General features: G+C 64.7%; 12 protein-coding genes. 5 read left to right on the plus strand and 7 right to left on the minus strand.

Going from position 1 to position 14,120, the window contains the following annotated elements:
* Window positions 1–54: 54 nt before the first annotated feature.
* The 4 genes from ACK4FJ_RS14825 to ACK4FJ_RS14840 form a co-directional block, all read right to left on the minus strand.
* Complete coding sequence (locus ACK4FJ_RS14825; protein ID WP_409767492.1) at window positions 55–1,203, minus strand: IS110 family transposase; 1,149 nt, start codon at window positions 1,201–1,203, stop codon at window positions 55–57.
* A 597-nt stretch (window positions 1,204–1,800) separates the two neighbouring features.
* Entirely contained in the window at window positions 1,801–2,235 is a 435-nt protein-coding gene (locus tag ACK4FJ_RS14830) for a hypothetical protein (RefSeq protein WP_409767572.1), read from the minus strand.
* 141 nt (window positions 2,236–2,376) lie between these two features.
* Window positions 2,377–2,544, minus strand: a complete 168-nt coding sequence (locus ACK4FJ_RS14835) for a hypothetical protein (protein WP_203192657.1) — start codon at window positions 2,542–2,544, stop codon at window positions 2,377–2,379.
* 277 nt (window positions 2,545–2,821) lie between these two features.
* Complete coding sequence (locus ACK4FJ_RS14840; RefSeq protein WP_409767493.1) at window positions 2,822–3,235, minus strand: MerR family transcriptional regulator; 414 nt, start codon at window positions 3,233–3,235, stop codon at window positions 2,822–2,824.
* A gap of 78 nt (window positions 3,236–3,313) precedes the next feature.
* Here ACK4FJ_RS14840 and ACK4FJ_RS14845 point away from each other — a divergent pair, with 78 nt between their 5' ends.
* From ACK4FJ_RS14845 to merA, 5 genes are all read left to right on the plus strand, one after another.
* Complete coding sequence (locus ACK4FJ_RS14845; protein ID WP_409767494.1) at window positions 3,314–3,712, plus strand: mercuric transporter MerT family protein; 399 nt, start codon at window positions 3,314–3,316, stop codon at window positions 3,710–3,712.
* An 11-nt stretch (window positions 3,713–3,723) separates the two neighbouring features.
* On the plus strand, window positions 3,724–4,062 hold the full coding sequence (locus tag ACK4FJ_RS14850) for a heavy-metal-associated domain-containing protein (RefSeq protein ID WP_409767495.1): 339 nt from the start codon (window positions 3,724–3,726) through the stop codon (window positions 4,060–4,062).
* A gap of 4 nt (window positions 4,063–4,066) precedes the next feature.
* Window positions 4,067–4,282 carry a mercury resistance system transport protein MerF gene (gene merF / locus ACK4FJ_RS14855; protein ID WP_409767496.1) on the plus strand — a complete coding sequence of 72 codons (216 nt, stop codon included), beginning with the start codon at window positions 4,067–4,069 and terminating at the stop codon, window positions 4,280–4,282.
* A gap of 67 nt (window positions 4,283–4,349) precedes the next feature.
* Entirely contained in the window at window positions 4,350–5,705 is a 1,356-nt protein-coding gene (locus ACK4FJ_RS14860; protein WP_409767497.1) for a dihydrolipoyl dehydrogenase family protein, read from the plus strand.
* 61 nt (window positions 5,706–5,766) lie between these two features.
* Entirely contained in the window at window positions 5,767–7,215 is a 1,449-nt protein-coding gene (gene merA, locus ACK4FJ_RS14865) for a mercury(II) reductase (RefSeq protein WP_409767498.1), read from the plus strand.
* A gap of 191 nt (window positions 7,216–7,406) precedes the next feature.
* Here merA and ACK4FJ_RS14870 read toward each other — a convergent pair whose 3' ends face one another.
* The 3 genes from ACK4FJ_RS14870 to ACK4FJ_RS14880 form a co-directional block, all read right to left on the minus strand.
* A complete protein-coding gene (locus ACK4FJ_RS14870; protein WP_409767499.1) occupies window positions 7,407–8,342 on the minus strand; it encodes a DUF2493 domain-containing protein in 936 nt (311 codons plus the stop codon).
* Window positions 8,343–8,667: 325 nt separating this feature from the next.
* On the minus strand, window positions 8,668–9,711 hold the full coding sequence (locus tag ACK4FJ_RS14875; RefSeq protein ID WP_409767500.1) for a toprim domain-containing protein: 1,044 nt from the start codon (window positions 9,709–9,711) through the stop codon (window positions 8,668–8,670).
* 1 nt (window position 9,712) lies between these two features.
* Window positions 9,713–14,050, minus strand: coding sequence for a strawberry notch-like NTP hydrolase domain-containing protein (locus tag ACK4FJ_RS14880; protein WP_409767501.1), 4,338 nt, complete (start codon window positions 14,048–14,050; stop codon window positions 9,713–9,715).
* Window positions 14,051–14,120: the final 70 nt, after the last annotated feature.

Genomic DNA, 14,120 nt, shown 5'->3' on the forward strand with positions numbered 1-14,120 from the left:
CGCCCACCTCGATCCGCAGGGCTGATCAAGCCCCGACGGAACTCAAAATCTCCATTATGCGCGCACGGTGGCGCCTTCGATGACCACGCCGGCGGTGGCGTACTTCCACAGCGCCACCAGCAGCTTCCTGGCCAACGCGGTGATCATGGTCTTCTTCATGCGGCCGCCATTGCGTTCGACACGATCGCGAAACCACTTGGTGAGCTCGGAGCCCGGCTGATGCCGAATCCAGAGCCAGGCGAGCTGGATCAGCGTGCTGCGCAATCGGCCGTTGCCGGACTTACTGACGCCTTGTTCCCGGGCCACGGAGCCGCTTTGCCACGGCGTCGGCGCCAAGCCCGCATAAGCGGCGACCTGTCGTCGGTTGTCGAAGTGCCGAAACAGACCTTCCGACCATAGGACCGAGGCGAACTCGGGGCCAACGCCGACGACATTGGTGAGCATGCGGACGACCGACGTATCCTGGCATCCGTCCGTGGCAAGCATGGCGTCACGTTCGGCATCTACGGCCGCGAGCTGTTCGAGAATCTGCTCCAGCCGGCCGATCTCCCGCAAGATCTGCCGCTTCATATGCTCGGGGAGTGGACGGCCGTCGCCAGTCATAAGCGTCTCGAGGACTGTGCGCCGATCGCGGCGAAGGGGCGAATATGTCGTGATGCCCTGCGAGAACAGGAGGCCCTTGATCCGGTTGCTGTGCTGGATGCGCTCGCTCATGAGGATCTTGCGCTCGCGCCCGATGCGCCGACGATCTTCCTCTTCCGGCGTGGGCACCCGCAGCATCGGACACACGCGTGGTTCGCCGCGCTTGTAGGCGAGCAATGTCCTGACCAGCGTCTCGCCATCGACACGGTCGGTCTTTACCCGGCGTTTGCGGCGCGAGGTCGCGATCGAAGCCGCATCGACGATATGGCTCTCGACACCTTCGGACACCAGCACGCGGTGAATCCAGAAGCCGTCGAGCCCGGCCTCATGGATGGTGATGATCGGATAGTCGCGTTGCCTGAGCCGTTGGGCTTTGCTTCGCAACATAGCAAAACGCTCAAGGAGTGCCGCAATATCACCTGCCTCAACCGCATGACGCGACATCTTCTCGCCCGCTCCTGGCGACAATGATGTGATCAACCAACTGCTACGGCTCAGTTCCAGCGACACGAAGATCGCGTTCAGTTCGCCGGCAACGACATGATGCTCTCCAACCTGCATTACATGCTCCCATCAAAATCACAGAGGCCAGCCTTCTATCAAAGTCTGGCCCCGCCCATCTCCATGGGATCTCGATGGTGATCGACCGGCCGGAGGCGATCGACGGCGCACCCGCAGGGTTTCGGACAGCAAAGGAGGGACTTTCTTGTCCCGCGAGGAATGACGGCGCAGCCGGCAGGGGAAGAAAGTTTTGACGGCGCTGTTGCGCCATAGGCGATCGAGGCGAAGCCGCCCTTCGGCCAGATACACCCATCGAAGAGGCCGTTTTGGAGCGCTCGGCCGGACAGAACCGATCAATGGAGACGATAACGACCCCCTCGGTAACCGATAAAGAATCGGCTCTGTCACCGGTGCTTCTTCTCTCCCGATCCAGACCGCAACGGTCGCCCGGGGTTTTCCCACCACATGACTGAGCAGATCCCGAACCATCATCGTGGCCGGGTCATCGGCCCGCTGGTCAGGATTACTCAACGGGCCGCCGCCTTCCGGCCCGGATCTGATGGCCCATCGCCACCCTGATCCTTGTCTGCTCCGATGGCGATGCTGAGGAAGGCTTCGATACGGCCTGTGGTTCGCCGCGACATTGCCCTGCGGACGTCAGCCCCTAGCGAGGTTCCGCCCGGATCGAGCGGGCTCGGCGCCGACGATCCGAATCCAGGCCGTCGCGCCGATGGCGATTGCACCGAGCAGGGAGAAGATGAACTGCCAGGTCTCCGAAGGCATGGCGTGCTTCGCGATACCGTGAACGGCATGATAGCCGGCGACGGCCGCCGGTGCTGCGAAGACAAGCCCGATAGTCAGCCGGAGCCAGACCGGACGCACGAAGGCGAAGAGGAACTGGCCTATACCGAGCATCAGCCCGGCGGCGAGAAGCCCGACGACGATGCTGCCGGGCCAGCCCGCGCCAGTGCCATAGGCCCACGTGCCGACGGTGATGCCCGCGAACAAGGGCAGCGCGTAGATAGCGAGGGTGAAGAGCAGCCAGCAGACGACGCCGATGGCTGTGATGCTCAAGAGAATACCGAGTACCATGGTGGCGTACTCCGTGAGATGAATGTCTACGGTCGCGCCTTCCACCACCACCACGGCGCAGATGTCAGTATAGCCAAAGTTGAGTGATGGCGGCAGCGGAAATCCGTCCAGATTTCCGCTCGGCCGAGCGGACCGTCGCCCTCAAGGGGCGAATGGATCGACTTCGCGGATGATCGCCGAGGCGTCTCCGTCGTATTCGGAGGCAGGCATGACACTCATCGTGCCGTCGCCGGCTTTGAAGATGACGATCGCGACCATGAGCGTGGTGGCCAAGCTAAAGGCGAAGGCGTGAGCGTCGTTGAGGGACATTGTTCCGGCTCCTGTCTGGAGGCGGGGGACCATCCCCCGCGCGACAGGCGCCCGATGTGTCCGGCCGAGGGCCGCAATCACCGCGGAGGCGAAGCCGAAGCGGCGGCACGCACGCGTAGCCGACCCTTTACGGGTTGATGGCGTCAGGCCATCGATTGGACCAAGGATCAGCGCATTGAGAGCGGGGGTGGTGCTTCGTTCGGACAGACCCGGAAGGGGGGGTGGACTGCTGCGTGTGATGCTTACGCTTAGGCTGGCTAAATCGCGAGTGTCGCCGTCATGATGCCAGCGCGTCCAGAATCGGGCACTCTGGAACATCTTCGCCGGAGCATCGCGAGGCGGTCGCCGCCAGCACCTTTTCGATCCGCTTGAGGTCGGCGATCTTCGCTCGCACGTCCGCGAGGTGTCGCTCGGTCCGCTCCTTCACCTCGGCGCAGGTCTGGGTGCCGCCATCGACGAGTTCGAGCAGGCCGCGGATTTGCTCGATGGCGAAGCCGAGCTCGCGCGCGCGCAGAATGAAGCGCAGGCGAGAGACATGGCCCTCGTCATAGACGCGGTACCCTGATGCCGTGCGCGGCGGATCCGGCATCATGCCGATCTTCTCGTAATAGCGGATGGTTTCGAGATTGCAGCCCGTACGCCGGGCGAGTTTGGCCCGCTGCAACCCTCTGCCTGAAACGTGATCGCCCATCGCTCGAAAAAACCCCTTGAGCCTGTAGTTGCTACAGACTGTAGGCTCCGATCGAATGAAAATCGAGGGTCGAGTCGCATGAGCCATACGGATGTCGAAACAGCGCCGCTGAGCGCGGCCCAGAAAATCAAGGACCGCAGGAAGACTTGGTTCGCGGCCGGCGGCGTCATCGGCGCGATTCTGGCGTCGGCCTGCTGCATCGTCCCGCTGGTTCTGGTGACGCTCGGCATCTCCGGCGCCTGGATCGGCAACCTTACGGCGCTTGAACCCTACAAGCCCTATGTCGCGGCTGTAACGCTCAGCCTCATCGGCCTTGGCTTCTGGCATGTCTATTTCAGGCAGAAATCCGCATGCGTCGAGGGTTCCTACTGCGCGCGGCCGCAATCAGCAATCATCACGAAGTCGGCCCTCTGGATTGCAACAGCTTTGGTTCTACTGGCCCTGACGATCAATTGGTGGGCGCCCCTCTTTTACTAGGAGAAGTAACGATGAAACGAACCATCATGATTTCCGCGGCGGTGCTGGGTCTGGCAGTCGCCGGCGTCCTGTCCGCGGGCGCATTCCTTCCATCAACCGCGTTGTCCGCCTCGGCTCAGGCCGTAACCACCCAACAGCGGCAGATTTTCGCCATCGAAAACATGACCTGCGCGCTCTGCCCGGTAACCGTCAAGAAGGCCATGGAAAGCGTGCCAGGCGTGAAGTCCGTCGCGGTCGATTTCGACGCCAAGACAGCCACGGTCACGTTCGATCCTTCGACGGCGACGATTGCCGCCATCGCACAAGCCTCGACCAACGCCGGTTATACCGCGCACGCGAAAAAGGGCTGACGCGGTGAACGACCGGACGCTCCTCGGCTTCGGGATCGGCGGCGCGGCATTTGCGGCGCTGTGCTGTTTCACACCGGTGCTTGTGGTGCTGGCGGGCGTGGTCGGCCTATCCGCGATCACCGGCTACCTCGACTATGTCCTGCTGCCCGCGCTGGTCTTTTTCATCGGCCTCACCGTCTACGCCGTCTGGCGCCGGCAACGGCGCTTGACGAGATCATGATTGTCGAGCTCGGAACTGCCGCGCCGACCATGATGTGCCGACCCAATCCGATGAGGAAGAGACACGCATGAGCGACGCATATGACTTCGACCTGATAGTGATCGGGGCCGGAACCGGCGGCAACGGGGTTGCCCGGATGACCACGGCGGCGGGCTGGAAAGTCGCCAGCATCGACAGCCTGCCCTACGGCGGGACGTGCGCCCTGCGCGGCTGCGACCCCAAGAAAATGCTGGTGGCCGTGACCGAGGGCGTGGACTGGGCGCAGAACCTGAAGAGCAAGGGTCTTGAGGCTCAGATCTCTGTCGATTGGCCAGACATGATGGCCTTCAAGCGCAGCTTCACCGACGCCATGCCGCCGCGCATCGAGACCGGGCTTGAAAAAGCGGGCGTCGCGACACTGCACGGCGACGCGCGGTTCACCGGCCCCGACACGATCGAGCTGAACGGGGGAAGCCTGCGCGCGCGGCATTTCCACATCGCCACCGGCGCGCGGCCGATGACGCTGAACATCCCCGGCGAAGAGCTGTTGATCACCAGCACCGACTTCCTCGACCTGCCGGAGCGGCCGGACCTGGTCGTCTTTGTCGGCGGCGGATTCATCGCCATGGAATTCGCCCATATCGCGAAACGCGCCGGTGCGAGCGAGGTCACGGTCTTGGAGATGATGGAGCGGCCGCTCGGCAATTTTGATCCCGATCTTGTCGCAATACTGGTCGAGGCCACCGCCGAACTCGGAGTCGCTCTGCGGACCGAAGCGAAAGTGTTGAAGGTCGAGAAACGGGGCGGCGAACTCGCCGTCTCGTTCGAGACGCCGGGCGGCATCAAGGTGGTTACCTGCGATACCGTGGTCCACGCCACCGGACGTGTGCCCGATATCGACGGACTGAACCTCGCCGCCGCCGGGGTGGAGCATGGACCGCGTGGCATCAAGGTCAACGCCTCGATGCGCACCACCAATCCAAACATATTCGCCGCCGGAGACTGCGCCGACAGCGGCCCCAACCTGACCCCGGTTTCAGCCTACGAAGGCCGGATCGCCGCCAAGAACCTGCTGGCCGGCCACGACGAGCGCAGCGTGTCCTACCCGCCGATCCCGAGCGTCGTCTTCACCCTGCCCATGGTCGCGACCGTCGGACTGTCGGAGACGGCTGCGCGGGAGAAGGGGCTGAAGTTCGACACCCACTTCGAGAAGACACAGGGCTGGTATTCCTCGCTGCGGGTCGGGGCGAAATGGACGGGCTACAAGGTTCTTGTCGAACAGGAGACCGGCCGAATCCTTGGCGCGCATCTGATGGGGCCGGGGGCCGAGGAACAGATCAACCTGTTTGCTATGGCGATGGGGGCGGGCCTGACGGCCAACCAGATCAAGGCAATGATCTTCGCGTATCCGAGCTACGCCTCAGACGTCGGCTCGATGGTGTGACATATGACTTTTGGGGTATCGCCACAGTGGCGGTCCCCATGAATATAAAAGGAAAACGACAATGGACCAGCAAGTGGACACCCGTGACTGCTGCACTACCGGCGGGGCCGAAAGCCGAGCTTTCGACATCGCCGTGATCGGCGCCGGTTCGGCGGGGTTTTCCGCCGCGATCACCGCTGCGGAACAGGGTGCCAATGTCGCCCTGATCGGCCACGGCACCATCGGCGGCACCTGCGTCAATGTCGGGTGTGTGCCGTCCAAGACCATGATCCGCGCCGCCGAAGCTCTGCATGGCGCAGGCGCGGCAAGCCGGTTCGCTGGCCTCGCCGGTGAAGCCCATCTCACTGACTGGCGAGCTCTGATCGCGGCCAAGGACGATCTCGTCGGAACACTCCGGCAGAAGAAATATGTCGATCTGCTGCCCGAATATAACGGCATCGCCTATCTGGAGGGGGCAGCAAGGCTGGATAGTGCCGGTGTGCTTGTGAACGACAGCCCAGTCACTGCCGGCAAGATCATCGTCGCCACCGGCGCGTCACCGGCCATGCCGAGCATCCCCGGCATTGAGAATGTTCCCTACCTCACCAGCACCACGGCGCTGGAACTTGCCGAACAGCCGCGCTCGCTTCTGGTCATCGGGGGCGGTTATATTGGCTGCGAGTTGGCCCAGATGTTCGCCCGCAGCGGGACTGCCGTGACCATGGTCACGCGCTCGCGCCTGCTACCGGAGACGGAACCGGAAATAGCGCAAGCACTTGCTCGCTATCTGGCCGACGAAGGCATCACGGTTCGGACCGGACTGACCTATTCCAGGATCGAGCAGCAAGACGGTGAAATCACGCTGACCATTGATGTGGATGGTCGCGCCGAAATGCTCACCGCCGAGCAGGTTCTGGTGACGACCGGACGCATGCCCAACACTGCGGATCTTGGCCTGGAGGAGGCCGGCATAAGGCTGGCGCCCAATGGTGGGATCGTCGTCGATGACCGGATGCGCACCTCGAAATCCGGCGTCTATGCCGCCGGCGATGTGACAGGGCGCGATCAGTTCGTCTATATGGCGGCTTACGGTGCCAAGCTCGCGGCGCGCAATGCGCTAAACGGCGACAGCCTCGTCTATGACAACACCGCCATGCCCTGGGTGGTCTTCACCGATCCGCAAGTAGCCGGCGTCGGTTTCAGCGAGGCGCAGGCAATCGAGCGCGGAGTCGAGGTCAAGACGTCGGTGGTGTCGCTCGACCAGGTGCCGCGCGCGCTGGCTGCCCGCGATACGCGTGGGCTCATCAAGCTGGTGGCGGACGCAAAGAGCGACCGTCTCCTCGGCGGCCAGATTCTCGCTCCTGAGGGCGCAGACAGCATCCAGACCCTGGCGCTGGCGCTAAAGCACGGCATGACGGCGAAGGGCCTCGGCGAGATGATTTTCCCCTATCTCACCACCGTGGAGGGGCTGAAACTCACTGCCCAAGGATTTGCAAAGGATGTGGCAAAACTCTCATGTTGCGCCGGATAATAGTCTTCCCTTGCTGAAACAATAGCTTGTCGCAATGAGTTCCAGATTATGTCGGGACTTCGCGCCTGATATTTGCGCCGCCGTACAATTGGGACGCTTGCGAGGGCAATCCGCCGCCCTGCACGAAAGTTCGCAAACAGTTGTGGGCTGTGTTCCCGTTGTCGAATATTTGCAGGTGATGCTGGCGGCGCTTACGCGCCGCCGTTGCCGAACTTCCAGACCGGGATGCCGAGCTTGCGCGCTTTGTCGGCGAGGTTGTCCTGGATGCCGGTGCCGGGGAAGACCATCACGCCGATCGGCAAGACGGCCAGCATCTGATCGTTGCGCTTGAACGGCGCGGCTTTGGCGTGCTTCGTCCAGTCGGGTTTGAAGGCAATCTGCGGAACCTTGCGATGGTCGGACCAGCGAGCGGCGATGCGCTCCGCGCCCTTCGGCGACCCGCCGTGCAACAGCACCATGTCGGGATGCTTGGTGTGGACCTGATCGAGCTTCGCCCAGATCAGCCGGTGGTCGTTGAAGTCGAGGCCGCCGGTAACCGCGATCTTCGGACCCGCCGGGATCAGCACCTCGCTCTCGGCCCGGCGCTTGGCGGCGAGGAAATCACGGCTGTCGATCATCGCTGAGGTCATGGCGCGGTGATTGACCATCGATCCGCTGCGTGGCCGCCAGGATGATCCAGTGTGGCGCTCGAAGTGATCTGCGGCCTGATCGCGCATCAGCTCGAAGGCGTTGCGGCGCTCGATCATGGTCTGTCCTTCGGCAGTGAGACGTTCGAGTTCTACCGACTTCACCTCCGAGCCGTCCTGTTCGCGCTGGCCGCGGCGCTGCGCCTGCTCATTGTCGTCGAGTTCGCGTTCGATCCGGTCGGTGGCGCGATGGAAGAGGTTGACGGTCGACCAGAGGAGGTCATCGAGGTCGGGTTCGAGGCGGGTGTCCTCGAGGGTGGCGATCAGGGCGTCGAAGATGTCGGCGATGGCCCCGGCGACGGCGTGGCCTTCGGGAAGCAGCCTCGGATCGGGTTCGTTCTGGAAGGGACGAAAGCCGTAGAGTTGGAGTTCGGTCAGGACGTGGTCGGTGGGGGATGAGGCGTGGTGCGGTTCGAAGCCGTCGTCGTGTTCGCTCGCCATGGGATGCTCCTTCGTCGGTTTGACCGCGACCCTCGCGGCCTTCTGGCGACGAAAGCTGTCGGGCGGGCCGGACCTGCACCCGGAGCGTCAGCGCAGGGCCAAGCATCGCGCCGGATGGCGAAGGCCGGCTATTTTGTTTCGCGATGGAAAGCGCTCCTCTGGAGCGCGCCGGAAAATAGCCGGGCGCAGCCATTGTCGGTCCGGGCCGCTTGACGGCCGATCGCCCTCTCGAAGGCCGGGTCGTGGTCCTCTCCGGCGCAACGGGATGCAGCCTCGTGCGATACCGGCGACGGCTCTGCCGCTGCCCTATGCTTGCCCCTTCCGGCTATGCCGCCAGGGCGAGAAAACGGGCGACGTCCTCTGGGGCGAGTTGCTGACGGATCGCTGCCCGCAGCGCGCCGATGCCAAGGGTGCGGAGATCCTCGTTGAAGTCCCCAAGCGTTGGAGAAAGCACAATCGCCTCGATGCCGGCCGTCTGCGCCCGTTCGACCAAGCTATCGCGCGCGCCGTCACCGGCCGGATCGTCGTCGCGGGCGATGTAGAGTCGGCGAAGGGTCGCCGGGAACAGGATGGCGGAAAGGTGTGCGGCCGAGAGCGCAGCCGCCATTGGCAGGCCCGGTAGGGCCATGCGGAGTGACAGGATCGTCTCGATGCCTTCGCCGGCCGCGATCACATCGTGCGCCGTGCCGAACCGGACCGCATGGCCGAGGAGATCGCCCATTGCCCGCCGCGGTGTGTCGATTGGCGCCTTGCCGCTCCCTTCGGGGCTGAGCCAAGTGCGATGTGCGCCTGTGATCCGGCCGTCGAGATCGGTGACGGACGCGATCATCGCCGGCCAGGTCTCGGTCGGCGAATGTTCATCCGGCCGGTAGTAGCAGCGCGGATGGAAGCGGAGCGATCCGGTTCCGTGCAAAGCCGTGATGCCGCGTTTCCGTAGATACGACTCAACGACTGTGCCCGTAATCGGCTGCGACATCGCGAAGAGCCGTCGTGCGGCCTCCGGCGATCCGGCGGGCGCCGATGCCGGGCGTCGTTGGTGGTCCGGGTCTGGCTCCGGATGCGGCAGGCTCAGGAAGGTCCGCGCCTCATCGGCGACGTCCTTGAAGTCGATCAGCCCGCAGCTCTCGCGGATGACATCGAGGAGATCGCCGTGTTCGCCTGTGGCGGCGTCGGTCCATTTGCCCGCCGCACCCCTGCCAGAATCGGCCCCCTTCAGGCGGACGAACATCGAGCGGCCCGGCGTGTTGCGGACGTCGCCGACCAGCCAGTAGCGGCCCTCGCGATATCCGGCCGAGAGATAGTGCCGGCACACGGCCTCGGCCTGTCGTCCGAGACGCTGTGCCAGTTCGGATGCGTCATGACGGGCCATGCTACGCAGCCTCCCGCTCGGCGATCCGCTGGACCGGATAGCGCTCCATGACCTTCGAAAGCACGGCCGAACCACTCGCGTCCGTTGGCACGAACATGCGGAGCTTCCAGGAGATGATCTCATGGAAGAGGCCGTCAGCGCTGAGGCGCTCGCGCATCGTGTCGGTGAAGCCGGAGAGCTCGATGCGGTTGGCGCCCATGACGCGGACGCGGCGGAGTTGGAGGCCCTCGGCGAGGTCGAGGATGGTCTTGCCGTCGATCAGGGCCGCGAAGGCTTCATCCGGTGCCAGAGTGCCGGCTCCCATTGCAAGCGCGCCCGCGACCCAGGCGGGCGAAACCTTGCGGCCAATGATGCGTTCGCCGTCGTCGGTCTGGAGCCGGTAGACTCGCGTCGACTCGTTTGGCAGGCGCTTCCAGATCGGCAGCAATAGGCCCGAGACGACATGAATGGTGCTCTCGGAGAACGCCGGTACGTCGGCGACCTCGGCGTTCCACGCCGATGCGAACGCCGTGCGGTCGGCTTCGACCCAGTGGCTTTCCGCCATCATGGTCAGCGAGGCGTGATGCTGCTCCATCGGCCGGATCAGCCGGACGCGGCGCTCGATCTCGCCGTCATCCAACATCAGCGAAGACGCCGACACCTGAACGGCGGCGCGGCCGGAGCGGTCGTTGACCAGCAGCATCGCCCGCCGATCCGACAGCAGGCCCATCGCCTCGTCGAGTGTGACCGGTCGGTTGCGCACCCGCTGCGTGATCGTCAGCAGGCGGGTTTCCGCACCCGTACCCGGGTGGACATGAATAGTGCGCCGGTCGGTCACGACGAAGCTCTCCGCTCTCAGCGTTTCCAGTCCGACGTCGTAGGTGCCGCTGGTGATGGCGCCCTCGATCTTGGCGTTGAGGAGTTGCTCGAACGCAGTGAAGAGGATGCCTTGGAGTTCGATCGTCAGGGCGAGCAGGCGGTTGAGGAACGTCGTGATCGGCGGCAGCTCGTCCTTGATGCCGTTCGAGTCCATCAGCGAAAGGCCTGTCGCGTCCTCGAACATCTGGAGCGAGCAGCCCTCGACCTTGCCACGCACCAGCAGTAGGTAGAGCTGCCGCAGCGCATCGCGCGCATAATGGCTCTCCAAATTGTCCTCGGGGCGAAACAGGCCCTGGCCGCCGGTCTGGCGTTGGCCCCGCGTGATCGCGCCCAAAGTGTCGAGACGCCGGGCGATCGTGGAGAGGAAGCGCTTCTCGGCCTTCACGTCGGTCGCGATCGGGCGGAAGAGCGGGGGCTGCGCCTGGTTGGTGCGATTGGTCCGGCCGAGGCCCTGAATGGCGGCATCGGCCTTCCAACCCGGCTCCAACAGATAGTGGACGCGCAGCCGGCGATTTCGGGCGGACATTTCGGCGTGGTAGCTGCGGCCGGTCCCGCCCGCTTCGGAGAAGACGAGGATTCGCTTCACGTCGTCCATGAAGGCGGCGGTTTCGGCAAGATTGGGCGATCCCGCGCGAGTCTCGACGACGAGCCGGTCGCCTTTGCGCACGATACGACGCGAACGGCCGGTGACCTCGGCGACGATGTCCGTGCCGAAGCGCTGGACGATCTGGTCGAGTGCGCCCGGAACCGGCGCCAGCGATGCGAGATGCTCAATCAAGCGGTCGCGGCGAGCGACGGCTTCGCGGCTCTCGACGGGCTGGCCGTCGCGATAGACCGGGCGTGACGACAGATTGCCTTCAGAATCCGTGAACGGCTCGAAGAGCTGCACCGGGAAGGAATGGGCGAGATAGTCGAGCACGTATTCCCGCGGAGTGATGTCGACGCGCACATCGTTCCACTCGTCCGTCGGAATCTCCGCCAGACGGCGCTCCATCAGCGCTTCGCCCGTCGAAACGACCTGGATGACGGCGGCATGGCCCTCCGCCAGATCGCGCTCGATGGAGCTGATCAGGGTCGGCGTCTTCATGCTGGTGAGGAGATGACCGAAGAAACGCTGCTTGGCGGATTCGAACGCGGATCGAGCTGCGGATTTGGCCTGCGCATTGAGCGTGCCCTTGTCGCCCGTGATGTTGGCGGCTTCCATCGCCGCAGACAGGTTGTTGTGGATGATGGAGAACGCCCCGGCATAGGCGTCATAGATGCGCGTCTGCTCGGGCGTGAGCCGGTGCTCGACCAACTCGTATTCGACGCCATCGTAGGAGAGCGAGCGGGCGGTATATAGCCCCAGCGCCCGCAGGTCGCGCGCGAGCACTTCCATGGCCGCCACGCCGCCGGCCTCGATCGCCTCCACGAACTCGGACCTGGTCGAGAACGGAAAGTCCTCGCCGCCCCAGAGGCCGAGCCGCTGCGCGTAGGCCAGATTGTGGACAGTGGTCGCGCCGGTGACGGAAACGTAGACCACACGCGCGTTTGGCAGCGCATGTTGAAGGCGTAAGCCTGCTCGTCCTTGCTGCGATGCGGCCTGGTCACCGCGTTCACCCTTGCGGCCGGCGGCATTCTGCATGGCGTGGCTCTCGTCGAAGATGATCACTCCATCGAAGTCGGAGCCCAACCATTCGACGATCTGACGGACGCGGGAAACCTTCTCGCCACGCTCGTCGGAGCGTAGCGTGGCATAGGTGGTGAATAGGACGCCTTCCGGTAGCCGGATCGGCGTGCCCTGGCGGAAGCGCGAGAGCGGCGTCACCAGCAGCCGCTCCATGCCGAGCGCGGACCAGTCGCGCTGCGCGTCCTCGATCAGCTTGTCGGACTTCGAGATCCAGACGGCCTTGCGGCGGCCCAGCATCCAGTTGTCGAGAATGATGCCGGCGCTCTGACGGCCCTTGCCGGCGCCAGTGCCGTCGCCGAGCATGAAGCCACGCCGGAAGCGGACGGCGTTCGGGGCATCCTCGTGCGCGGCCGAGATGACGTCGAAGGTCTCGTCCACCGTCCACGATCCGGCGAGATAATCGCCGTGGGCCTCGCCGGCATAGATTACTGTCTCGACCTGGGCGTCGGACAGCAGGCCATCGGCGAGAAGATGTGCCGGCAAGCGTGGCCGGTAGCTCGGCTTGGGCGGCGCGACCGAGGCCATCGCAGCGGACTGCACCAGCTTCGTCGGATGGGCCTGAGATCCGGGAATACGGATCGACTGCAATCCGTATTCTTCATAAATCGCATCCGTGAGCCGGGTGCCCTCGGCCGGCTGCCAGTCGACGGTCTCATAGGCGAGATCGACGCCTTCGGGTTCGCTCAAAACGGTGACGTCGGGCGCTGACGAGCGTGGTTTTGCGAGGTAACCGCGCACGGTGCGGGGAACTGCGGGACGCGGCGCCGTCTGGGCCGCTGTGGATGCGGCGATCGGCAGCCGCGCTGGCATATCTCGGATCACCCAGCCGAGCAGCGTGGCGGCGTCCGGGGCGCTGCCGGCCGAGGTGGCGACGACCGTAGGATCGTCGGCTGGCCGCTTGTCAATGACAGTCAGCCGCGTGTCGATCGTCGTGCCATGCTTGGCGTAGACCGAGCCATTGATGGCGGCCGAGAACACGACGCGGCCATGCTCCTGAAGCCGAACGAAGGCCGCCGCCCACGCCGGCGCGTCGGGCGCGAAGCTGGCGCCCGTGATCGCGACGAGTCGGCCATCGTCGCAAAGACGCGCGAGCGCGGAGGCGATGTGGCGGTATGTGGCGTCGGCCATCCGGCCGGAGACGTTCGCCATCGCCGAGAATGGCGGGTTCATCAGCACCACACTCGGCACGAAACCGGCGTCGAGATGATCATGCATCTGCGCGGCGTCGAACCGGGTGACCGATGCCGAGGGGAAGAGGCAGTCGAGCAGTCCAGCGCGGGCAGTGGCGAGTTCGTTCAGCATGAGCGATCCGCCGGCAAATTCGGCGAGGACGGCGAGCAGACCCGTGCCAGCGGATGGCTCCAGAACGCGATCGGTCGCGGTGATCGCGGCGGCGGTAGCGGCCGCCAGACCCAGCGGGATGGGGGTCGAGAACTGCTGAAGGGCTTCGCTCTCCGCCGAGCGGCGGGTATGGGTCGGCAGAAGCTCCGCGATCTTCGCCAGCATCGGCAGCATGGCGGCCGGCGATGTGGCCTTGGCGCGGATTGCCGGGCCGAACTTGCGCAGGAACAGGACCGTCGCCGCTTCGCAAGCGTCATAGGCAGTTTTCCAATCCCAGGCGCCGGATGAATCGGAGGCGCCGAAGGCGGCGTCCATGGCGCCGCGCAGCGTGGGGGCGTCGATCCGCGCGCCACGTGCGAGATGAGGCAGGAGGAAACGCGCCGCTTCGGCAATACGCGGCGATGGGTCGGTGGCGGCCGCGAGTGGAAGGGCTGGAGCCAGGGCGGTTCCTGATGCGAGAAGATGCGTCATGGAGGGTCCTTCAGGAGAGCGGGAAAGGTCCGAGCCGCTCGGCTCTCTCTCTCTCGACCGCACCGGCTCA

Origin of the sequence: Ferrovibrio sp. (genome assembly GCF_046297595.1) — a bacterium.
GTDB lineage: Bacteria > Pseudomonadota > Alphaproteobacteria > Ferrovibrionales > Ferrovibrionaceae > Ferrovibrio.

What these genes read in the sequence shown, in the direction of transcription:
- ACK4FJ_RS14825 (WP_409767492.1), bottom strand. Translation starts at nt 1,203, where the DNA reads ATGCAGGTTGGAGAGCATCATGTCGTTGCCGGCGAACTGAACGCGATC.
- ACK4FJ_RS14830 (WP_409767572.1), bottom strand. Translation starts at nt 2,235, where the DNA reads ATGGTACTCGGTATTCTCTTGAGCATCACAGCCATCGGCGTCGTCTGC.
- ACK4FJ_RS14835 (WP_203192657.1), bottom strand. Translation starts at nt 2,544, where the DNA reads ATGTCCCTCAACGACGCTCACGCCTTCGCCTTTAGCTTGGCCACCACG.
- ACK4FJ_RS14840 (WP_409767493.1), bottom strand. Translation starts at nt 3,235, where the DNA reads ATGGGCGATCACGTTTCAGGCAGAGGGTTGCAGCGGGCCAAACTCGCC.
- ACK4FJ_RS14845 (WP_409767494.1), top strand. Translation starts at nt 3,314, where the DNA reads ATGAGCCATACGGATGTCGAAACAGCGCCGCTGAGCGCGGCCCAGAAA.
- ACK4FJ_RS14850 (WP_409767495.1), top strand. Translation starts at nt 3,724, where the DNA reads ATGAAACGAACCATCATGATTTCCGCGGCGGTGCTGGGTCTGGCAGTC.
- ACK4FJ_RS14860 (WP_409767497.1), top strand. Translation starts at nt 4,350, where the DNA reads ATGAGCGACGCATATGACTTCGACCTGATAGTGATCGGGGCCGGAACC.
- merA (WP_409767498.1), top strand. Translation starts at nt 5,767, where the DNA reads ATGGACCAGCAAGTGGACACCCGTGACTGCTGCACTACCGGCGGGGCC.
- ACK4FJ_RS14870 (WP_409767499.1), bottom strand. Translation starts at nt 8,342, where the DNA reads ATGGCGAGCGAACACGACGACGGCTTCGAACCGCACCACGCCTCATCC.
- ACK4FJ_RS14875 (WP_409767500.1), bottom strand. Translation starts at nt 9,711, where the DNA reads ATGGCCCGTCATGACGCATCCGAACTGGCACAGCGTCTCGGACGACAG.
- ACK4FJ_RS14880 (WP_409767501.1), bottom strand. Translation starts at nt 14,050, where the DNA reads ATGACGCATCTTCTCGCATCAGGAACCGCCCTGGCTCCAGCCCTTCCA.